The sequence below is a fragment of the Emticicia sp. W12TSBA100-4 genome (assembly GCF_040253585.1).
Lineage (GTDB): Bacteria > Bacteroidota > Bacteroidia > Cytophagales > Spirosomataceae > Emticicia.
This window is the reverse complement of the sequence record NZ_JBELAU010000011.1, coordinates 1-18,729: the sequence shown is the minus strand read 5'-3', so window position 1 is coordinate 18,729 and position 18,729 is coordinate 1. Positions and strand designations below refer to the sequence as shown.

At 35.7% G+C, this 18,729-nt stretch carries 13 protein-coding genes; 11 read left to right on the top strand and 2 right to left on the bottom strand.

The window, feature by feature from the left end; translation table 11 throughout:
- The first annotated feature begins 103 nt into the window (after nucleotides 1-103).
- The 9 genes from ABR854_RS16955 to infC all read left to right on the top strand — a co-directional run bounded on the left by ABR854_RS16955 (nucleotide 104) and on the right by infC (nucleotide 10,260).
- Nucleotides 104-514, top strand: a complete 411-nt coding sequence (locus ABR854_RS16955; RefSeq protein ID WP_305952358.1) for an EVE domain-containing protein — start codon at nucleotides 104-106, stop codon at nucleotides 512-514.
- Nucleotides 504-2,099, top strand: coding sequence for a hypothetical protein (locus tag ABR854_RS16950; RefSeq protein WP_350266771.1), 1,596 nt, complete (start codon nucleotides 504-506; stop codon nucleotides 2,097-2,099). Before ABR854_RS16955 ends, ABR854_RS16950 begins: the two co-directional genes overlap by 11 nt.
- A 114-nt stretch (nucleotides 2,100-2,213) precedes the next feature.
- Entirely contained in the window at nucleotides 2,214-3,758 is a 1,545-nt protein-coding gene (locus ABR854_RS16945; RefSeq protein WP_350266769.1) for a hypothetical protein, read from the top strand.
- A 34-nt stretch (nucleotides 3,759-3,792) separates the two neighbouring features.
- On the top strand, nucleotides 3,793-4,707 hold the full coding sequence (locus ABR854_RS16940; RefSeq protein WP_350266768.1) for a class I SAM-dependent rRNA methyltransferase: 915 nt from the start codon (nucleotides 3,793-3,795) through the stop codon (nucleotides 4,705-4,707).
- Between the two features lie 124 nt (nucleotides 4,708-4,831).
- Nucleotides 4,832-5,548: a DUF3667 domain-containing protein gene (locus ABR854_RS16935; RefSeq protein ID WP_350266766.1), complete on the top strand. Its 717-nt coding sequence runs from the start codon at nucleotides 4,832-4,834 to the stop codon at nucleotides 5,546-5,548.
- Between the two features lie 73 nt (nucleotides 5,549-5,621).
- Entirely contained in the window at nucleotides 5,622-5,873 is a 252-nt protein-coding gene (locus ABR854_RS16930; protein ID WP_350266764.1) for a redox-active disulfide protein 2, read from the top strand.
- Between the two features lie 408 nt (nucleotides 5,874-6,281).
- A complete protein-coding gene (locus ABR854_RS16925) occupies nucleotides 6,282-7,505 on the top strand; it encodes a tetratricopeptide repeat protein (protein WP_350266763.1) in 1,224 nt (407 codons plus the stop codon).
- A 150-nt stretch (nucleotides 7,506-7,655) separates the two neighbouring features.
- Nucleotides 7,656-9,602 (top strand): threonine--tRNA ligase, encoded by a 1,947-nt coding sequence (thrS, locus tag ABR854_RS16920; RefSeq protein ID WP_350266761.1) that lies wholly within the window; start codon nucleotides 7,656-7,658, stop codon nucleotides 9,600-9,602.
- A gap of 100 nt (nucleotides 9,603-9,702) precedes the next feature.
- Complete coding sequence (gene infC, locus ABR854_RS16915; protein ID WP_350266760.1) at nucleotides 9,703-10,260, top strand: translation initiation factor IF-3; 558 nt, start codon at nucleotides 9,703-9,705, stop codon at nucleotides 10,258-10,260.
- A gap of 151 nt (nucleotides 10,261-10,411) precedes the next feature.
- Here infC and ABR854_RS16910 read toward each other — a convergent pair whose 3' ends face one another.
- Nucleotides 10,412-12,880: a PIG-L family deacetylase gene (locus ABR854_RS16910; protein ID WP_350266759.1), complete on the bottom strand. Its 2,469-nt coding sequence runs from the start codon at nucleotides 12,878-12,880 to the stop codon at nucleotides 10,412-10,414.
- Between the two features lie 308 nt (nucleotides 12,881-13,188).
- Here ABR854_RS16910 and ABR854_RS16905 point away from each other — a divergent pair, with 308 nt between their 5' ends.
- The gene (locus tag ABR854_RS16905; RefSeq protein WP_502881210.1) at nucleotides 13,189-15,810 is read left to right on the top strand and encodes a sodium-translocating pyrophosphatase; all 2,622 of its coding nucleotides are present in this window, start codon (nucleotides 13,189-13,191) and stop codon (nucleotides 15,808-15,810) included.
- A gap of 818 nt (nucleotides 15,811-16,628) precedes the next feature.
- Here the strand turns inward: ABR854_RS16905 and ABR854_RS16900 are convergent.
- Nucleotides 16,629-16,961 (bottom strand): hypothetical protein, encoded by a 333-nt coding sequence (locus tag ABR854_RS16900; protein WP_350266756.1) that lies wholly within the window; start codon nucleotides 16,959-16,961, stop codon nucleotides 16,629-16,631.
- A gap of 294 nt (nucleotides 16,962-17,255) precedes the next feature.
- Between ABR854_RS16900 and ABR854_RS16895 the strand changes: the two genes are divergently transcribed.
- On the top strand, nucleotides 17,256-18,729 hold a 1,474-nt coding region (locus tag ABR854_RS16895), incomplete at its 3' end, for a WG repeat-containing protein (RefSeq protein WP_350266754.1).

Here is an 18,729-nt window from a genome sequence, read left to right as displayed (position 1 = left end):
TAAAATCAATGTACAGCTATTCTTAGTAAAATATTGAATTTAGCTTAATTTTGTGGCTTTAAAAGTTAAACTTTAAATAATACCTAAAACTGAAGAATTATCAATGAATTATTGGCTCGTAAAATCAGAACCTTTCAAATATTCTTGGGACGATTTCGTTAATCAAGGCATAGGCACATGGGATGGCGTAAGAAACTATCAAGCTCGCAATAACCTCGCCGCCATGAAACTCAATGATTTGGTTTTGTTTTATCATTCAAATGAAGGGGTTGAGGTTGTTGGTATTGCAAAGATAGTAAAAGAGGCCTATCAAGATCCTACTACCGATGATGCTCGTTGGGTGGTCGTTGATTTAGCTCCAGTCGAAAAACTACCCAATAGCGTAACGCTTAAAGCTATAAAAGCCGATGAACGCTTACAGGATGTTTCGTTGATTCGTCAGTCTCGCCTTTCGGTCCAACAACTAAAAAAAGAAGAGTTTGACATCATTGTTTCAAAAGGATATGGAAATTAAACAAGGAAAAAAGTATTTATTGAGTTTTCTAATAATAACAATCGTTAGTTTTTTTGAAGCTAATGCTCAAAGTGTTAAAAGAATAGAATTACCGACACGTGGCGAAGACCAAGGTTTTCAAGTGATTACTTTGGGCGAAGATGGAGTTTTACTTTTGACAAAAACTGGTAAACTTACCTTCAATATAACTAAATTGGATGCCCAATTACAACAAACTTGGTCCACCAATGGAGAACTCGAAGAGAATCAATCTATGGTTGATTTTCATCGCAATGGAAGAGATGTTTATTTCCTTTTTAGCAAATACAATTCTGACCTTTATCAAATCATAAAGGTTTCTACTGGAATTGGTATTATGCAGAAATTTTTCTTTGAAAACCTTCGCCGATTTGAAGTCTCAGAGTTTAAAGTCTTTAATGACATTGCTTATTTAGCAGGAATGGTCAAAGAAGAACCTGTTTTGATGAGTGTTGGCCTAAATAAACCACAGCCAAGGGTTTTGGCTGGTGGCTTAAAGGGAACTGCAAGTATTTCATCACTTGAGTACGATGAGGCTAACGATTTACTCGTTGTGTCTTATTCAGTAAAGAAAGGCCGTTCAAGTTATATGGCGGTAAAAAGAATCAATCCGAATGGAAAAATTGTCGAACAACTGACCATTGAACCCGAAGAAGATTATGGATTACTAACAGGAAAGCTATTTTCGCTCAACGATGGGACTCAACTAATGATTGGAAACTACGGCTTTAGAGGTTATCAGTCAAATGGAGGCCCGATGTCGCAAGGTTTGTATATCAGTAAAGTAGATGGTGAAACACCAGAATACCTGAAAATGCACAGTTTTACTGACTTTAAGAACTTTTTTAAATTTTTGCCACCAAAACAGCAAGAGAAAATTGAGAAAAAAATTAAAAAGAAAAAAGGAAAAGGGGATGACCTAAGACTCAACTATCGAGTTTTGGTGCATGATATTATAAAAAAAGACAATCAATATATTTTGGTAGCAGAGGTATTTTATCCTGAGTTTAGAAATAATAATAATTTTGGTTCTCCTTTTTATGGAAGTGCATTTGGTTCGCCGTTTGGATTTGGCTATAGTTCATTAAACGCCATGCGTTTTGCTCGTTATTATGGTTTAAACTCTTGGGCATGGAATCCGTGGATGTATTCAAATTATGGTAACAATAACCAACAATTCGATGGGTTTAAATATACTCATGCTGTTGTGGCAGGATTTGATTTAAACGGGAAACTGATTTGGGATAATAGTTTCAGCTTCGATAATGTAAAAAGTATGGAGCTGAAAGAAAAAGTTAAAATCCGTTACGAAGGTGATGAAATTGCTTTAGTTTATAGCAATAAAGGCAAACTTGCCACCAAAATTGTTCGAGGAAGTGAGGTTGTAGAGGGCATAAAAACCATCGATATTGATACACAAAAAGAAGGAGATAAAGTAAGAGATACTGCCACCGATGATATCGAATATTGGCACCAAAACTACTATTTAGCTTGGGGTTACCAGCGTATTGCAAATCGCAATGAAGGTAGTCGAAGAGTATTTTACCTCAATAAAATCGCTTTCTAATTTTGGCAATTTGTTACTTGTGAATGGGATACTGGTTGATTGGTTACTGGCTGTTTGTAACCAGTAACCAATTCCCAGTTCTCCAATAACCAGTTCCCCAATAACCATCACCTGATGAATAAATACATTTTTCTCTTTTTAGTTTTTACTTCAGCTTCCTTAAAAGCACAAAATTACCCTGCAACTGGTGTGTTGAAAACGATTGAGATCGAAGTGAGTGGTAATCCGACTTGGCAAAAAATAATATCCTTAGGTAGTGATGGACTGCTATTGTTTGTCAAGAAAGATGTTACAAAAGCATTACTTATTAAATTTGATACTAACTTAAAAAAACTTTGGGAAACCGAAGTTTTGTTGGATGTGGAGCGAAAACCTACTGCATATTTTGTTGATAGTCAAAAAGTTACGTTTTTGTTCTCTGAAAATCAAGGGATGTATTATCAATTATTTAGTTTTGATTTGAATGATGGTAAAACGGAAAATAATGGCTTTGAACTCCGAGAGTATTTTCAAGACCAAAGTTATGTAAATATCAAAAAACGAATTTTGGTGGCTGGAACGAACGAAAAAGGCGGAGCATTCTATGATTTTGATTTCAAGACCGGTGAAGGACAATTTATTTCTGCCGAACTTACTGGAAAAGCACAGCTACAACACATCAAATATAATCAAAAGACAAATTTAATCGAAACACTCTGGTCTATTAAAGAACCTGGCTATACAAACGAGAAAAAGAAAAAAGGTGAGTTTATAAAAAATGCCTACGTAGTTTTTGCCAAATATGATACACTTGGAAAACTCATTTCCAAAAACGCCATTCAATCAAACGCTGGTAATTTTCCTTTAACGGCTAAACTAACAGTCATTGATTCGCTCACCAATGTTGTAACGGGTGTTTACCAATCAAATAATGGCGTAAAAGGTATTTATTTCTCTAAAATAGAGCATGATAAAACTATCTTGACCAAATTTTATGATTACCGTAAATTATTGGTTGGAACCGAAAGTTTAAGTGATGAACAACTCAAAAAACTTTCGAGTGCCTATACGTTATTGCCTTCACAAACTGTTTTTAGTGAAAATCAGATTTTAGTTGGAGGGAGTTTCTATCAGCCTTCTTATCAGGTAGTCAGTGTCGATAATCCAGATTATGTAGGTTATAATTTGAATCCATACAATTCGATACAGCGAACCAAAACTAAGCAAGTTTTGTCGGGCTACAGTTACTCAAATGGTTTTGCAGCGAGTTTCGATTTAAGTGGAAATTTACTCAAGCAACAACGCATGGAAATCAAGCAAACTTCATCAGACCTTGACGATGTTTTGGCTATTAACAAGCAAAATGCCGTAGCTATTTGTGTAAAAGGCAATTTGCTTGTATCAAAGCCTAATAGTGCTTCTGCTCCCAATATTCATAAACTTGCGACTGAAAACGACGATCCCAAAAACAGTCAATACATTGCAAAATACCGTAGTGTAAGAAATTGGTACGAAAATTATTTCATTGCTGATGGAAGTCGTGTTAAATTTGAGGTCATAAAAGAAATGTCTGCTTCAAAAGAGAAACCATCAAGAAGAAAAAAGGGGCAGCGACAAATTCCAGAAACTAACGTTAAGAAAATTATTTATCTATCGAAAGTACTAAATTCTTCGTTTTAGATAGTTTTTTAGTACGTGTAAAACCAGCATTGACTTGTATAATTTACTTAGCCCAAATATTAGTTCCTACGAGTTAATTGACTCAGGAAACTTTGAAAAACTCGAACGCTTCGGTGATTTTATTTTGGCTCGCCCTGAGCCACAAGCCGTTTGGGATAAATCGCTTTCAGATGATGTTTGGCAGCGAAAAGCTTCAGCAATTTTTAAGAAAACAAAAGGACGTGACCAGCTTAGCCCCGAAGAGCGTGGCGAGTGGCATAATATCAAGAAAATGCCAGAAAAATGGTACATGGATTATGTACAAGGCAAATCAAAACTCAAATTCAAACTTTCGCTTTCGTCGTTCAAGCACGTCGGTATTTTTCCTGAGCAAGCCGCCAATTGGAAATTTATTGAAGAAAAACTTATAGCGATGAAAACGGGCGATTCGCCTATTCAGCAAACGCCAAAAGTATTGAATCTTTTTGCATATACTGGTGGTGCCTCGTTGATTTCAAAAGCTAATGGAGCGGATATTACGCACGTAGATTCGGTAAAACAAGTTATTTCGTGGTCGAGAGAAAACATGGAAGCCAGCGGTTTGTCCGATATTCGTTGGGTAATTGAAGATGCGTTGAAGTTTGTAAAACGTGAAGTAAAGCGTGGGAAAAAGTACAACGGAATTATTCTTGATCCACCCGCTTATGGTCGAGGACCAGATGGTGAAAAATGGGTTTTGGAAGAAGGTTTGAATGAATTATTGAAAAACTGCCTCGAACTTCTTGATGAAAATCATCATTTTTTCATCTTAAATCTTTATTCAATGGGATTTTCGGCGGTCATTGCCGAAACGATTATTAAGCAGAACTACGCCAATGTTCAAAACCCCGAAATGGGTGAATTGGTGTTGCAAGATTCTTTTCAGAAGAAACTCCCACTTGGTGTTTTTTATCGTTTTTCTTCAATTTAAGTAATTAAACAACTCATTATCAATATTTTTTGTGTTTTTTTTGAAAAAACGTACAAAAAGTATTGATAATAAATTTGATGTTTATAAATTGACAAAAATTAGTTTAGTGATTTGTCAAAAAAACATGACTTGTAAAAACTGTACCACAGAAATTATCCAAAATTACTGCCCCCAATGCGGGCATCCCGCCAAACTTCATCGAATTGATGGACACTATATTCTACACGAAATTGAGCATTTAATTCATTTTGAGCGAGGGTTATTATACACACTTAAAGAACTAATTTTAAGACCAAGCCAAAGTATCAAGCATTTTATTACAGACGACAGAAACCGTTTGGTTAAGCCAATCATTTTTGTTATTATAACCTCCTTGATTTACTCTTTTGTTAATTCTATTTTTCATGTAGAGGTTGGTTTTATTCATTTTAAAGAAGATAAACCAACTGCCATTGGAACAATTTTTAAATGGGTAGAAGGGCATTATGGTTATGCAAACCTATTTTTTGGAATTTTTATTGCGGCTTACGCCAAGTTATTATTCAGGAAGTATGAGTATAATTTCTTTGAAATTCTGATTTTGATGTGCTACGTACTGGGCGTTCAAATGCTGATATTTTCGTTTTTTACCATATTAACGGTTGCAATGAAATTAGAGTTAATGGTTTTTGCGGTTATCATCAGCCTTTTTTATACTGTTTGGGTAATTAGCCATTTTTTTGACAAAACCAAAATTCTCAGTTATTTCAAAGCACTTTTTACCTATTTTGCAGGAATGGCAACTGCTGCTGGCCTTTTAATTTTGGTCGGAATCTTAATTGAAGAAATGAAAAGACGCTGATTTATAAAATTTACCTTTGTAAAAAAACAATCATGTTTAGAAAAAAGATTTATCAAAGAAACCAAAGAAAAAAATGGAAACCAAAAAACTAACCGAACTATCAAACGAAGAATTACTCAAGAAAAGCAAGACTACCAAATTAGTAACTGGTATGTTAATCGGCTTTCTTGTAGGATTAACAGGACTAAACCTTTTTAATATTATCAATGGAGACCAACATTGGGGTGTACTTGCAGTTCCGTTGGGGTTGATGCCGATTGCATTGATAAACTATAATTCTGTTCAAGAGATAAAAAAAGAGTTAAAATCAAGAGGTTTGCAATAAGTATTTTTGAATAATTAATTAGCTAAACAATAATCAAATTACAATCGGGTTTAGTTGATGTCTTTTTTATGTAGGCGTTTAAGGCTGTAAAAGAAATGGATAACACTAATCAACAAGGATTAGATTTAATGAAAAAAGCAGTAGAAAAATAATAATTATTATTTACAAATCAACTCGCCAGTTATAAATTGGCGAGTTGATTTGTAAAAAGGAGGTTGTGATTAATAAAGTTGTTGATTATTAGTGCTTTATGTTTAAAATATGCTTTTTTAAACTCAGAACTCAGAACTCTCAACTCAGAACTCTCAACTTTTATTTTTATTATGAGAAAAAATTCGGATTTTTGTAAAAAATATCTCACGATTAAGCAATTAAACATTGCTATTACCCAATTGTGAATAAAATCGGATGTCTAATAATCAAAAATTTTACCTATTTATTTCTCTTTCAGTATTCTTGTATGCTTGCGGACAGGATAATCGTGAGCGTTCAAAGATTCCACCCACACCATTTCAAACTGAAAGTATTCAAAATACTGCTTCGCTTGAAGCCCTGACTGATGCCATCAGAAGTAACCCCAGTTTGGCAGAGAACTATTACAAACGTGCGATAGTTTTGAATAAAATGGGTGAGACTCAAAAAGCGTTAGATGATATCAATCGTGCAGACAGACTTAAACAAAACACAGGTAAATATTTATACGTAAAAGCCTTGATTTTGCGAGATATGAAGCAATATCGAGAAGCTTATGCTTTTGCCCAAAGTGCCGAAATCTTGAATGTTGATACGCCCGAACTATATACCTTGCTCGGTGATCTATCTCAACAACGCAATGACCTAAAAAATGCAGAACAATATTTGGCAAAATCTTTGCAAATAGCTCCTTATGACGGTGAAACTTACTTTTATCAAGGAACGTTGGCTGCTCGGAAGGGTGATACCGTAAATGCAATTTTGAAAATGAATAAGGCAATCGAAATGAAACCTTCATTCAAAATAGCATATTCGTCGCTAACTGAGGTTCTAAAAAACCGAAGATTATACGATTCTGCATTGGCGGTGAATAATTCAGCAATTTTGCAGTTTCCTAAAAATTCAGAGTTTTTGGTCGATAGGGGGTTGGTTTATAATAAATTTGGTCGTTTGGATTCGGCTCTTGTATATTATGATAGAGCAGTCAAAATGGATGGCAAACGAATAGATGCTATGCTTTATTCGGCATCTATATATTTCCGTTGGAAGAATTATACGAAGGCATTAGAGTTTTACGAAAAAGTACTTGATGCAAAGCCTGAAACACCCAAAATCAATTATTCGATTGCTCTAACGCTCGAACAACTTGGTTCATTTACTAAAGCAGAAGAGTTTTTAAAAGCAGAAGTTGAGAATGACCCGAATGATACCCAAGCAATTATTGCCCTTAATCGAGTTTCGGGGCAAATAAATTCAGCGTTAGGAGTTTACAAAGAACCAATTCCAATTCCTGTAAAAAAAGCACCAGTTCCAGTTGCTAAACCAGTAGTAGAAGAGCCCAAAAAGTTATTAGATACTTCAAGAGTTCGAGTAAATATTATTTCACCAAAGAAAAAAGTGAATATCAAAACCGATTCTTCGAGACGTTTGAAATTGTAATTGAAAAAGCCATGATATGCGTAGCACGGCTAATAAATTTATCCCTTTAGTCAAAAAATCTTAATTATTTGAAAACAAAATTAAGAAATAACAAAACCAATAATCAGTAGAATATAAATGTGGCTTGCCACTTAATAGTTGACAAATTTTATGATTAAAATTACTTTACCCGACGGAAGTGTAAGAGAATATCCAAAAGGGAGTTCGAGTTACGATGTTGCTCTTTCAATCAGTGAAGGGCTTGCGAGAAATGTATTAGCCGCCAAAGTAAATGGTACGGTACAAGATGCCAATTTGCCAATCGAAACCGACTCAACCGTGCAACTTTTGACGTGGAATGATACCGACGGTAAATCAACATTTTGGCATTCCTCAGCTCACTTAATGGCTGAGGCCTTGGAAGCCCTTTATCCAAAAGTAAAGTTTTGGGTTGGTCCTCCACTCGAAAATGGTTTCTACTATGATGTAGATACTAATGGAGAAAGCATCTCAAACGATGATTTCAAGAAAATTGAAGATAAAATGTTGGAATTGGCTCGTCAGAAAAATGATTATGTCAGAATTCCGATGGCAAAAGCCGATGCAATCAAATATTTTGAAGAAAAAGGAGACGAATATAAATTAGATTTACTTTCAGGCTTAGAAGACGGTTCGATTACTTTCTATAAGCAAGGAAATTTCACTGATTTATGTCGTGGGCCGCACATTCCAAATACTGGCTTTATCAAAGCTGCAAAAATCATGAATGTGGCGGGTGCTTACTTCAAGGGCGACCAAAACAATAAAATGTTGACTCGTATTTATGGAGTAACATTTCCAAAACAAAAAGAGTTAGAAGATTATTTAACACTTCTCGAAGAAGCCAAACGCCGTGACCATCGTAAATTAGGTCAAGAACTTGACTTGTTTACATTCTCTGAAAAAGTGGGTAAAGGTTTACCATTGTGGTTGCCAAAAGGTGCGATGTTGCGTGAAAGACTTGAAAATTTCTTACGTAAAGCACAAGTAAAAGCTGGTTATCAACAAGTAGTTACGCCACATATTGGAAGTAAACAATTATATCAAACTTCTGGTCACTGGGAGAAATACGGAAAAGATTCATTCCAACCAATCACAACGCCTGAAGAAGGAGAGGAGTTTTTGTTAAAACCAATGAACTGCCCTCACCACTGTGAAATTTTCCGTGCCAGACCTCGTAGTTATCGTGAGTTGCCTTTGCGACTGGCTGAGTTCGGAACTGTTTATCGTTATGAACAAAGCGGTGAGTTACATGGTTTAACTCGTGTAAGAGGGTTTACGCAAGATGATGCCCATATTTTCTGTACGGACGACCAAGTTGAAGATGAATTTAAAAAAGTAATTGATTTGGTGCTTTATGTATTCAAATCACTGGGTTTTGAAGAATTTTCTGCCCAAGTTTCATTACGTGACCCCGAAAATAAAACTAAATACTTTGGTTCGGATGAAGCATGGGATAAAGCCGAAAATGCAATTCGTCGTGCGGCTGCTGAAAAAGGCCTTAAAACTGTTGAAGAACTCGGCGAAGCTGCTTTCTATGGCCCGAAACTTGACTTTATGGTGAAAGATGCATTGGGGCGTAAATGGCAACTTGGAACCATTCAGGTTGATTATCAGTTACCACAAAGATTTGAACTCGAATATGTAGGTTCGGATAACCAAAAACATCGCCCAGTGATGATTCACCGAGCCCCATTTGGCTCAATGGAACGTTTCATTGCGATTTTGATTGAAACAACGGCTGGAAACTTCCCACTGTGGTTATCGCCTGACCAAATAGCTATTTTACCGATTTCAGAAAAATACGAAGACTATGCCAACGAAGTTTTCTTGACTTTGCAAGAACAAGATATTAGAGGTTATGTTGATCATCGTGATGAGAAAATTGGTCGAAAAATCCGTGATGCAGAGGTAAATAAATTGCCACTGATGCTAATTGTGGGTGAAAAAGAAGCCGAAGAAGGTAAGGTTTCGGTCAGAAGAAAAGGCGAAGGAGATTTAGGTTCAATGACAATCGAAGAGTTTACAGCTTACGCAAAAACCGAAATATATAAAAATATACCGCAGTTTAAGGCATAATTGTCTCGGTTTCGCAATATTTGAAGTATTAATATTTGTTTTATACAAATTAGTTTGTACTTTCGTAAAAATCAATTTTTAGTAACCTTAAAATCGTTAAATGGCACAACAACCATTCAATCGTAATTTCAGAAAACCAGTACAGAAGGAAGACGAACACCGAATCAACCAACGCATTCGTGTACCACAGGTTCGTTTAGTAGGTGATAATGTAGAGCAGGGTATTTTTGACACCGCCCAAGCTCTTGCTATGGCACAAGCTCAAAGTTTAGATTTAGTTGAAATTGTACCAACGGCCAATCCGCCAGTATGTAGAGTTATTGACTATTCTAAGTTTAAGTATGACCAAAAGAAGAAGCAAAAGGAAATAAAAGCCAAAGCGGCTAAAACAGTAATCAAAGAGATTAGATTCGGCCCACAAACCGATGACCATGATTTTGATTTCAAATTAAAGCACGCAATTGGGTTCTTGAAAGAAAATGCAAAAGTTAAGGCTTACGTTCACTTTGTTGGCCGTCAGATTGTATTTAAAGACCAAGGAGTAGAGTTATTGAAACGCTTTATTGCTGGTTTGGAAGATTACGGTAAACCAGAAGGCGAATTAAAACTTGAAGGTAAGAGAATGATTGTATTCCTTGCTCCCAAACCTAAGAAATAATTTTCGTAGAAATATTTAAGGGCTGAATTGAAATCTCAATTCAGCCCTTTTTTTGTATTATCGAAATCCTCTAATACGATAGTTTTATTGCAAAGATTTAACAGTTTTACGATAAAGTAATTCATGAAATTGTCAAATCTTTGCAATAGTCTTATTTGCCAACGGAAATCATATTAGCAAATAGTCGATAAGCACCAGGAACACCCGCAGGAAGCTGACGGAAGAATGCCAATCCAGTAAAAACAAAATTCCCTTTACCGTATTTAGCATATAAAACACTGCCTTCGAGTTCGGTTTCGTTGGCATCATTCATGGCAAATATTGTTTCGTATTTATCGCTCCATTTATCGGCAAAGTATAAACCACGCTCTTGAATCCAGCCTTCAAAGTCTTTTGCTGAGATTTTGTTTGGTGAATTTAATAATGGATGTTGTGGTTTTAAGATTTTCATTGGAGCTATTTCATCAGTTACTCTACCACGCCCGATTCCCATTGGATATGGCCCAATTTCTTTTACTTTTGATACTCCGTAAAAAGCGTTTGTTTGATATTGGGTAACTATATTTCCGCCATTATTTACATATTCCATGAGTTTCTCTTGGAAATATTTTAAATGTTCTTCGGTGTTGTAGGCTCTTACTCCAACAATGATGGCATCGAATTGGCTTAAATCTTTCGCTAATTCAACAGGTGTTAGCATCGTTACTTGATAACCGATTTGTTGTAAAGCTGCTGGCACTTCATCGCCCGCACCAGCAATATAGCCAATTTTATTGCCTTTTTTCTTCAAATCAATCCGAAGTGCTTTTGCTTCAGCAAAAGGGAAAAGAGTAAGCGTTGGCACGTGTTTGTATTCGATACTGGCAATGCCTCTATCATACGAACCAGATGCTGTTTGAGCAATTGCTCTAAGCGTAATTTCGGAGGCAGTTGATGACGGGAATACTTTAAAAGTTACTTTTTTCTCTTCGTATTTTTCTTTTAATTCAAAATTGATAGTAGCTGGTTCAACTTTCCAAGTGTTTGGGAGATCTAATTTAACTGACCCAGTTACACCTTTTTTGCCTGATTTTAAGGTTACAACTACATCTTTTGGACTATTATCGCCAAATGAATACACTTTTTCGGCGATGGTAGCTGTTACTTCTGGACGGACTTCAAAATAACGATAAATTTCTCCATCTGATGGTTCAACAAATTTGTAAGTCAAAGGTGTTTGGAATGTAAAAGTTTTCCCTTCGATATTAAAGCTGTATTCACAAACCAAATCAGCTGGTTTCATTGGTAAACCACGTAAAAGTTGGTCGTTTACTTTATAAAAACCATTTTCTTTACGCTCAACCAACCAGTATGGCTGGGTAATAGGCTGATTAGAAGGGATTTGTAATTCGGTATTGATATTTAAACCATCATTATAAACCAGTTTTTTATTGATGGTCGTATCTTTGTTAGCACCTTTGAAAGTTAGTTTTTCGAGTGTAATATTTGAGTTACTTCTGCTTACTACATTTACATTTACTTTGATTTTATCATTCGGTGAAACCGAATAGTCGGTCGGATTTGCTTCAAACCAAAGTCCAGTACAAGCTAAAATCAATTCTTGAACTTCTTTCTTTTTATAGCTTGTCCAAACATTATCTTCTAAGCCACTAATTGCTATATAAACTTCAATCAAGGCTGGAACAGATGCAGATGGATTTTGTGCTTTGAAATTGTTATAAACATCATTCACCATTTTTTCTATTTTCTCACCGCCATTGATTCTTTTCCATGAAATATCTATTCCATCAAATAAATCATTTTTTGCTTCTTCACCTGCTTTATGAAGAGCATAATCAGAACGTTGATTTTTAGTTTTTGCTGAACCAAAACCTTGACTTTTGTGCATAGAACGAGCTTCGGCCGAAATTTCAGTGTAAGATTTTCCGAGTAGTGGATTATAATCTCCAAGTGGGATTTTAATAAAGCTACCTTCTGGTTGGTTATTCTGAAAATTTGGGGAAAATGAATTCCAAACCAAACGTTTTGCTTGCCACGTCTTTACAAATTTTAATTGTTCAGGAAAACGATTTGGATCAGCAGCTGCTTTGAAGGCTTCTTCGGATAAAACCGCTGATGCTGAATGATGCCCATGCCCCGCACGAGCATCGGGCGGAAATCGATTGACAATTACATCTGGTTGAAAATTACGAATTCGCCAAACTAAATCAGCCAAAATCTGGTCTTTACCCCAAGTTGCAAGTGCCTCATCAGTGGTTTTTGTAAAACCGAAGTCATTGGCACGAGTGAAATATTGTTCGCCACCATCGATGCTTCTTGCTCCAAGAAGTTCGTGCGTACGCAATAAACCAACGTATTCACCTTGCTCAGAGCCAACTAAGTTTTGGCCACCATCGCCACGAGTCATGGCAATGTAACCAGCACGCACCATTTTTTCCTTGGAAAGCCAAGTGATAAATAAGGTATTTTCGTCGTCGGGGTGAGCCGCAACATATAGTACATTACCAACAACATTTAATCGTTTGATTGCTTGAAGGATTTCGCCCGTATTCATTTGTTTCGTCTGTGCAAAAACCGAAAATGAAAACAGGGAAATAAGAAAAACTGATATTTTTTTCATTGAATAAAATTTATGAGTCAATAGTTTAGAATTACGGTTGTTGAAACTTTATTAATCTGCCGAAATTAGTAAAGAAACCTCGAAACCAAAAAGAAAATCTTGATAGCATTTATGATTAAGCTTTATTATTCGACCATTTGACATAAATATTCTGCTTTTCGTCATATTAAAACCGATAAATTAATGTTTTTTATCAAAAAAATACTAAAATTGTGTTTTGGCTTTTTTTAACAACTCAATTACCTTAAATTTGCGAAAATTAAAACTACAGTTATCACTAAACTCAAATACAATTACTTATGGATTCTATGATTGTTTACCTTGTTCCATTATGCGGCGTAATTGGCTTGCTCTACACAGCTTGGCGATTCAGTTGGGTCTCGAACCAAGCTGCTGGCGATGCCAATATGCAAAAACTCTCAGGCTATATTGCCGATGGAGCGATTGCATTCTTGAAAGCAGAATGGAAAATTTTGGCGTACTTTGCTATTCCAACGGCTATTCTTTTGGCATGGTTAGGGTCGTCTTCACCAAATTCATCTTGGATTATTTCTATTGCCTTTATTATTGGAGCGGTGTTCTCGGCTGTGGCAGGTTATATCGGGATGAAAATTGCAACCAAAGCTAATGTTCGTACGGCACAAGCGGCTCGTACTTCTTTATCAAAAGCACTTCAAGTGTCATTTACTGGTGGTTCTGTAATGGGAATGGGAGTTGCTGGTTTAGCAGTTTTAGGTTTAAGTTTACTATTCATATTTTTCTATAAGTATTTTGCTGACGGAAAAAGTTTGACTTCAGAAGAAATGAGAATTGCCATTGAAGTGTTGGCAGGTTTTTCATTGGGTGCTGAATCAATTGCCCTTTTTGCTCGTGTAGGTGGTGGTATTTACACAAAAGCGGCCGACGTTGGTGCTGACCTTGTTGGTAAAGTTGAGGCAGGAATTCCAGAAGACGACGTTCGTAACCCTGCAACCATTGCTGATAACGTAGGTGATAATGTGGGCGATGTGGCTGGTATGGGTGCTGACTTGTTTGGTTCTTATGTAGCTACAATTTTGGCAACTATGGTGCTTGGTCAAGAAATTAATGTAACTGATAATTACGGAGGTTTCTCTCCAGTATTACTTCCGATGTTGATTGCAGGTGTTGGTTTATTAGCTTCTTTGATTTCAACATTCTTTGTTCGTATCAAATCTGAAACTTCTTCGGTGCAAGCAGCTTTGAATATCGGAAACTGGGCTTCAATTATCATCACTTTCATTGCTTCTTATTTTTTAGTAAAAAATATTTTACCAGAAACACTTTCATTGCGTGGCCATGAATTCACATCGAATGGTGTATTTATGTCAATCGTAGTAGGTTTAATAGTTGGTGCTTTGATGTCAATCATCACGGAATATTACACAGCGATGGGTAAACGCCCAGTACTTTCAATCATCGAAAAGTCAGGTACTGGCCACGCTACGAATATCATTGGTGGTTTGGCAGTTGGTATGGAATCAACCGTTCTTCCAATCTTGACTTTGGCAGCTGGTATAATCATGTCATATTATTTTGCTGGTCTTTATGGTGTTTCGATTGCGGCGGCTGGTATGATGGCCACAACTGCGATGCAATTGGCAATTGATGCTTTTGGTCCGATTGCGGATAACGCAGGTGGTATTGCTGAAATGTCTCAATTACCTCCAGAAGTTCGTGAACGTACAGATAATTTAGATGCAGTAGGTAACACGACCGCAGCAACTGGTAAGGGTTTTGCGATTGCTTCAGCAGCCTTGACTTCATTGGCTTTATTTGCCGCTTTTGTGGGTATTGCTGGTATCAAAGCAATTGATATTTACAAAGCTCCAGTTTTAGCAGGTTTATTTGTGGGTGGAATGATTCCATTTATTTTCTCGGCTTTGTGTATTTCGGCTGTTGGTAAGGCTGCGATGGAAATGGTAAACGAAGTGCGTCGTCAGTTCAGTGAAATTCCAGGAATCATGGAATATAAAACTGAACCTGAGTACGAAAAATGTGTTGCCATTTCGACAGAAGCATCTATCAAACAAATGATTTTGCCAGGTGCAATTGCCTTGATTACGCCAGTATTGGTTGGTTTCGGATTTAAAGGTGTATTTGAAGATTCATCTTCGGCAGAAATCTTAGGTGGTTTGTTAGCAGGTGTAACAGTATCAGGTGTTTTGATGGGAATTTTCCAATCAAATGCTGGTGGTGCATGGGATAATGCTAAGAAATCTTTTGAAAAAGGCGTTGTGATTGATGGTCAAACATATTACAAAAAATCTGAGCCACACAAAGCGTCAGTAACGGGAGACACAGTAGGTGACCCATTCAAAGATACTTCTGGGCCATCAATGAATATCTTGATTAAGTTGATGTCAATCGTTTCGTTGGTAATTGCTCCTTACATTGCTGTGACTTCATCAGAAACGGCAAGCGAAGAAGCCGCTCTAATGGTTGAAGCAACTTTGCCAGTAAGCATCAATAAAGTATTATCAACTGGTGCAAACCTTAATTTCTTGGAAGGTGGAATTGAAGACCAAGTAATTAAATTTATTGAGTCAGATACAGAAGCTGGAAAAGACAACTGGTTCAATTTCAAAGCTTTAAATTTTGCTTCAGGAAGTAATGTAATTGACTCAACTTCAATGAATGAAGTAAAAAATATCGCTGAAATCTTGAAAGCATTCTCAAATGTGAATATCAAAGTAGGTGGTTATACCGATAATACTGGAGACGATGCAGCAAACTTGAAACTTTCAAGCGAGCGTGCAGCAGCTGTAAAAGCGGCTTTGGTTGGATTAGGCATTGCTGATGCTCGTTTAGAGTCGGAAGGTTATGGCGAACAACATCCAGTTGCAAGCAATGATACAGAAGAAGGTCGCTCACAAAACCGTAGAATTGCGGTGAGTGTTAGAAAGAAGTAATCTTTAAAATAGGGAAATAAAAAAGGGTTCTTTCTCAATCAGAAAGAACCCTTTTTATGTGTAATGTACTCAAATATAGTTGGTGGAAAAGTTAGTAAAAGGTATTATGTTCCCAGCCCGAGTCGAAGAGGTAGTTTGCTCTGGTGGAGACCAACTAATTAGCAATAGACTCTGTGTATAAACGACAGAATGTAGCTCATTAACTGGGCTACATTTTTTTATTCTTTCGGAATTTGTTATGGCAAAAAACTGTGTCAATCAAAAGACATTTGGCAAAAATTAATCCCAAGGTCTGGGTAGGGGTATTTATTGCTCAATTGTATCAAAACACCAAAGAAAGCCATGTTTTAAGCAAAAAATAGTTGAAAGGGGAGAATAAACACATCTACTTTTTGCCCTAATAAATTGCTTGGCATGCCCCGTTGTCGGCCAACACAAGATAGACAAAAGCCCGATATACCTTCGATTACATCGGGCTTTATTTTCAAGGCTTTCGTCTATCTTTAAGATTGTTGGAGACAAACCAACTTTGCAACCGCTCCAATTTGATGTCGCCCAGCCAAATTTGAGAGCTAAGATCGAAAAAAGCGTAGAAACTGCTCTGCCTAATTGTCCCCAAACCAAATCTGCATACCAAGTTCTGAAAAAAGAATCGCACGGGCGACCCCGTTGAAAAGCAAAAGAATTTATTTTTCGGAACGAAATTTGAGCAAATACCACGCATTGGAAATGTCGAAAATGACTATGCGTTTGATATTTTGCGGAGAATGAACACTTTGAGTTTCGCTTTTGTCCTGTTGCAAGTACCTAAAAAACTGTTAAACTATTTCGTAAGCACTTTTACCTCTATTAACATAACCAATAAAAATCGCTGTCAAAAACACCAATATCCAAAATAGGATTGTAAGCCATTTTGAGTAATTATAATATTTTTGAGCTTTAATATTTTTAGGATTTTGTCGAATAAAAATAGGTATGAAGACTTCAAATTTGATAAAGATATTTGAGAACGGGTTTAAAAGTAACTCTAAAATGTGAATATCTATTTGCTTTAAAATTTTAATTAACTGTAAATGGAAATATGCTTTTACAAGGAATGTGGTAAAAATGCTTATAAATAAAACGAGTACAATAATTGCATTAATATCCATTTTTTAAAACGTTCCAACCAAAAGCATTGAGATGGTTGGGTTTTGAGTTAATTAATTGATTTACAATTACTTACCTTTTCTTACTGCGGCTGTTGGGACACACGAATGACGGCAAGCAACGCAGGAACGCAGTCCCAAGTTGATTTTGAAAACCAACCAAACAGAAATAAATTTAGTAACTATTTGGAATAAAGCAAGCATTCATTGCTAAAAGGTGGTCGCTGTCCCCCGAAAAAGTTGAAGACCCTTAGAAACCGCTAAAGCTGTTTATTTCAACAATTTTTCTACAAAAAAATGTTAATTCCCTATACAAATGGCAAAAAATGGGGTTATTGTACCTCTGATAAGAATGTTGTTATCCCTTTTATTTTTGATTATGTTGATACTTTTAAAAATGGGATGGCTAAAGTCAAAAAAGGTAAGAAAATTGGATATATAAATGAAGATAATTTTGAGATAATTCCTATTATTTATGATTCAATAAATTGGCACATGCAGGAAAAATATGCAATTGTTGAATTAAATGGGAAATACGGAACGCTTGTAAATAATTCTGATAACACTTTTACTGGCCTTGTTCCATGTGAATATGATTCAATATGTTTTTATTTTCAAGATAAATACATGATTTTAGAAACTAATGGAAAGAATGAAATATTTTTTAAATATAATGATGAAGCTTTTGTAAAACCACTACCTTATGAATATGATTATATTGATATGGGAAGTCTTTGTGAAGAATTGAGAATTTCGGTCGTTAGAAGAGGAAAGGTTGGGTTTATCTGTGCCAGTACAGGACTTGAAATAATACCCTGTATTTATGACTTTACTAAATCTATGAGGCAAGATTGTGAGGTAATATTGCCGAGTTTTAGCGAAGGATTAGCATTGGTGAGAAAAGGTGGGAAGTATGGATTTATAGATACGCTTGGGAGAATAAAAATCCCTTTTATTTTTGAAAAGGCAACACCGTTTAATAGATATGGTACTTCACGAGTTTACAAAATTGATAAATGGATACATATTTATAATCAAGGAAATGAGATTATTCCAATTAATAAATATGGCGTTAAACGAATACCTTATCTTTTAGATAACAACCGAAATTACAGAGAAAAATTAACTATACAAGATGGTAAAAAGTGGATACTATTAAACGATTTTGGGTATCCAATTACGCCATCTCCATATTTAGGTCATGATTTAGATTTTTATTGTAAACAACATGATGGTAAATGGGGGGTAATATATACAATTGAAACAAATGTTTTTTGGGCTCTACCACCCACATACGAAACTATAAAACAGCTAACAGAAAATTTTATCTTAGTTTGCTTAAATAAAAAATTGGGGTTAATAAATTTTAAATTTGAGGAAGTCTTGCCTTGTATGAATGATAAAATTGAGCAATTTTCAAAAAGCCTACTAAAAGTTAAACGCATGGGTTTATACGGATTATTGAACCATAATTTGGAAGAAGTTCTGCCTTGTAAATATGATGAGATTAAGGAAAATTTCAATGAAAAAGGTGATTATGGAGAATTGCATAGTTTTACTTGCCAGAAGGAACAGTGTATTGGATTTATTGATAATGACGGAAGAGTTATAATACCAGGTCATAATCATGATGGTTTAAAGCCTAATGAAAGATTCAATTTGTGTACCTCTTTTTTATTGAGAGCAGACCCAGAAAAGTATAAAGACATTAGAATATATCAAGGAACTGTTATATACTTTCACGATAATTTATCCAGAATAAAAAAAACGA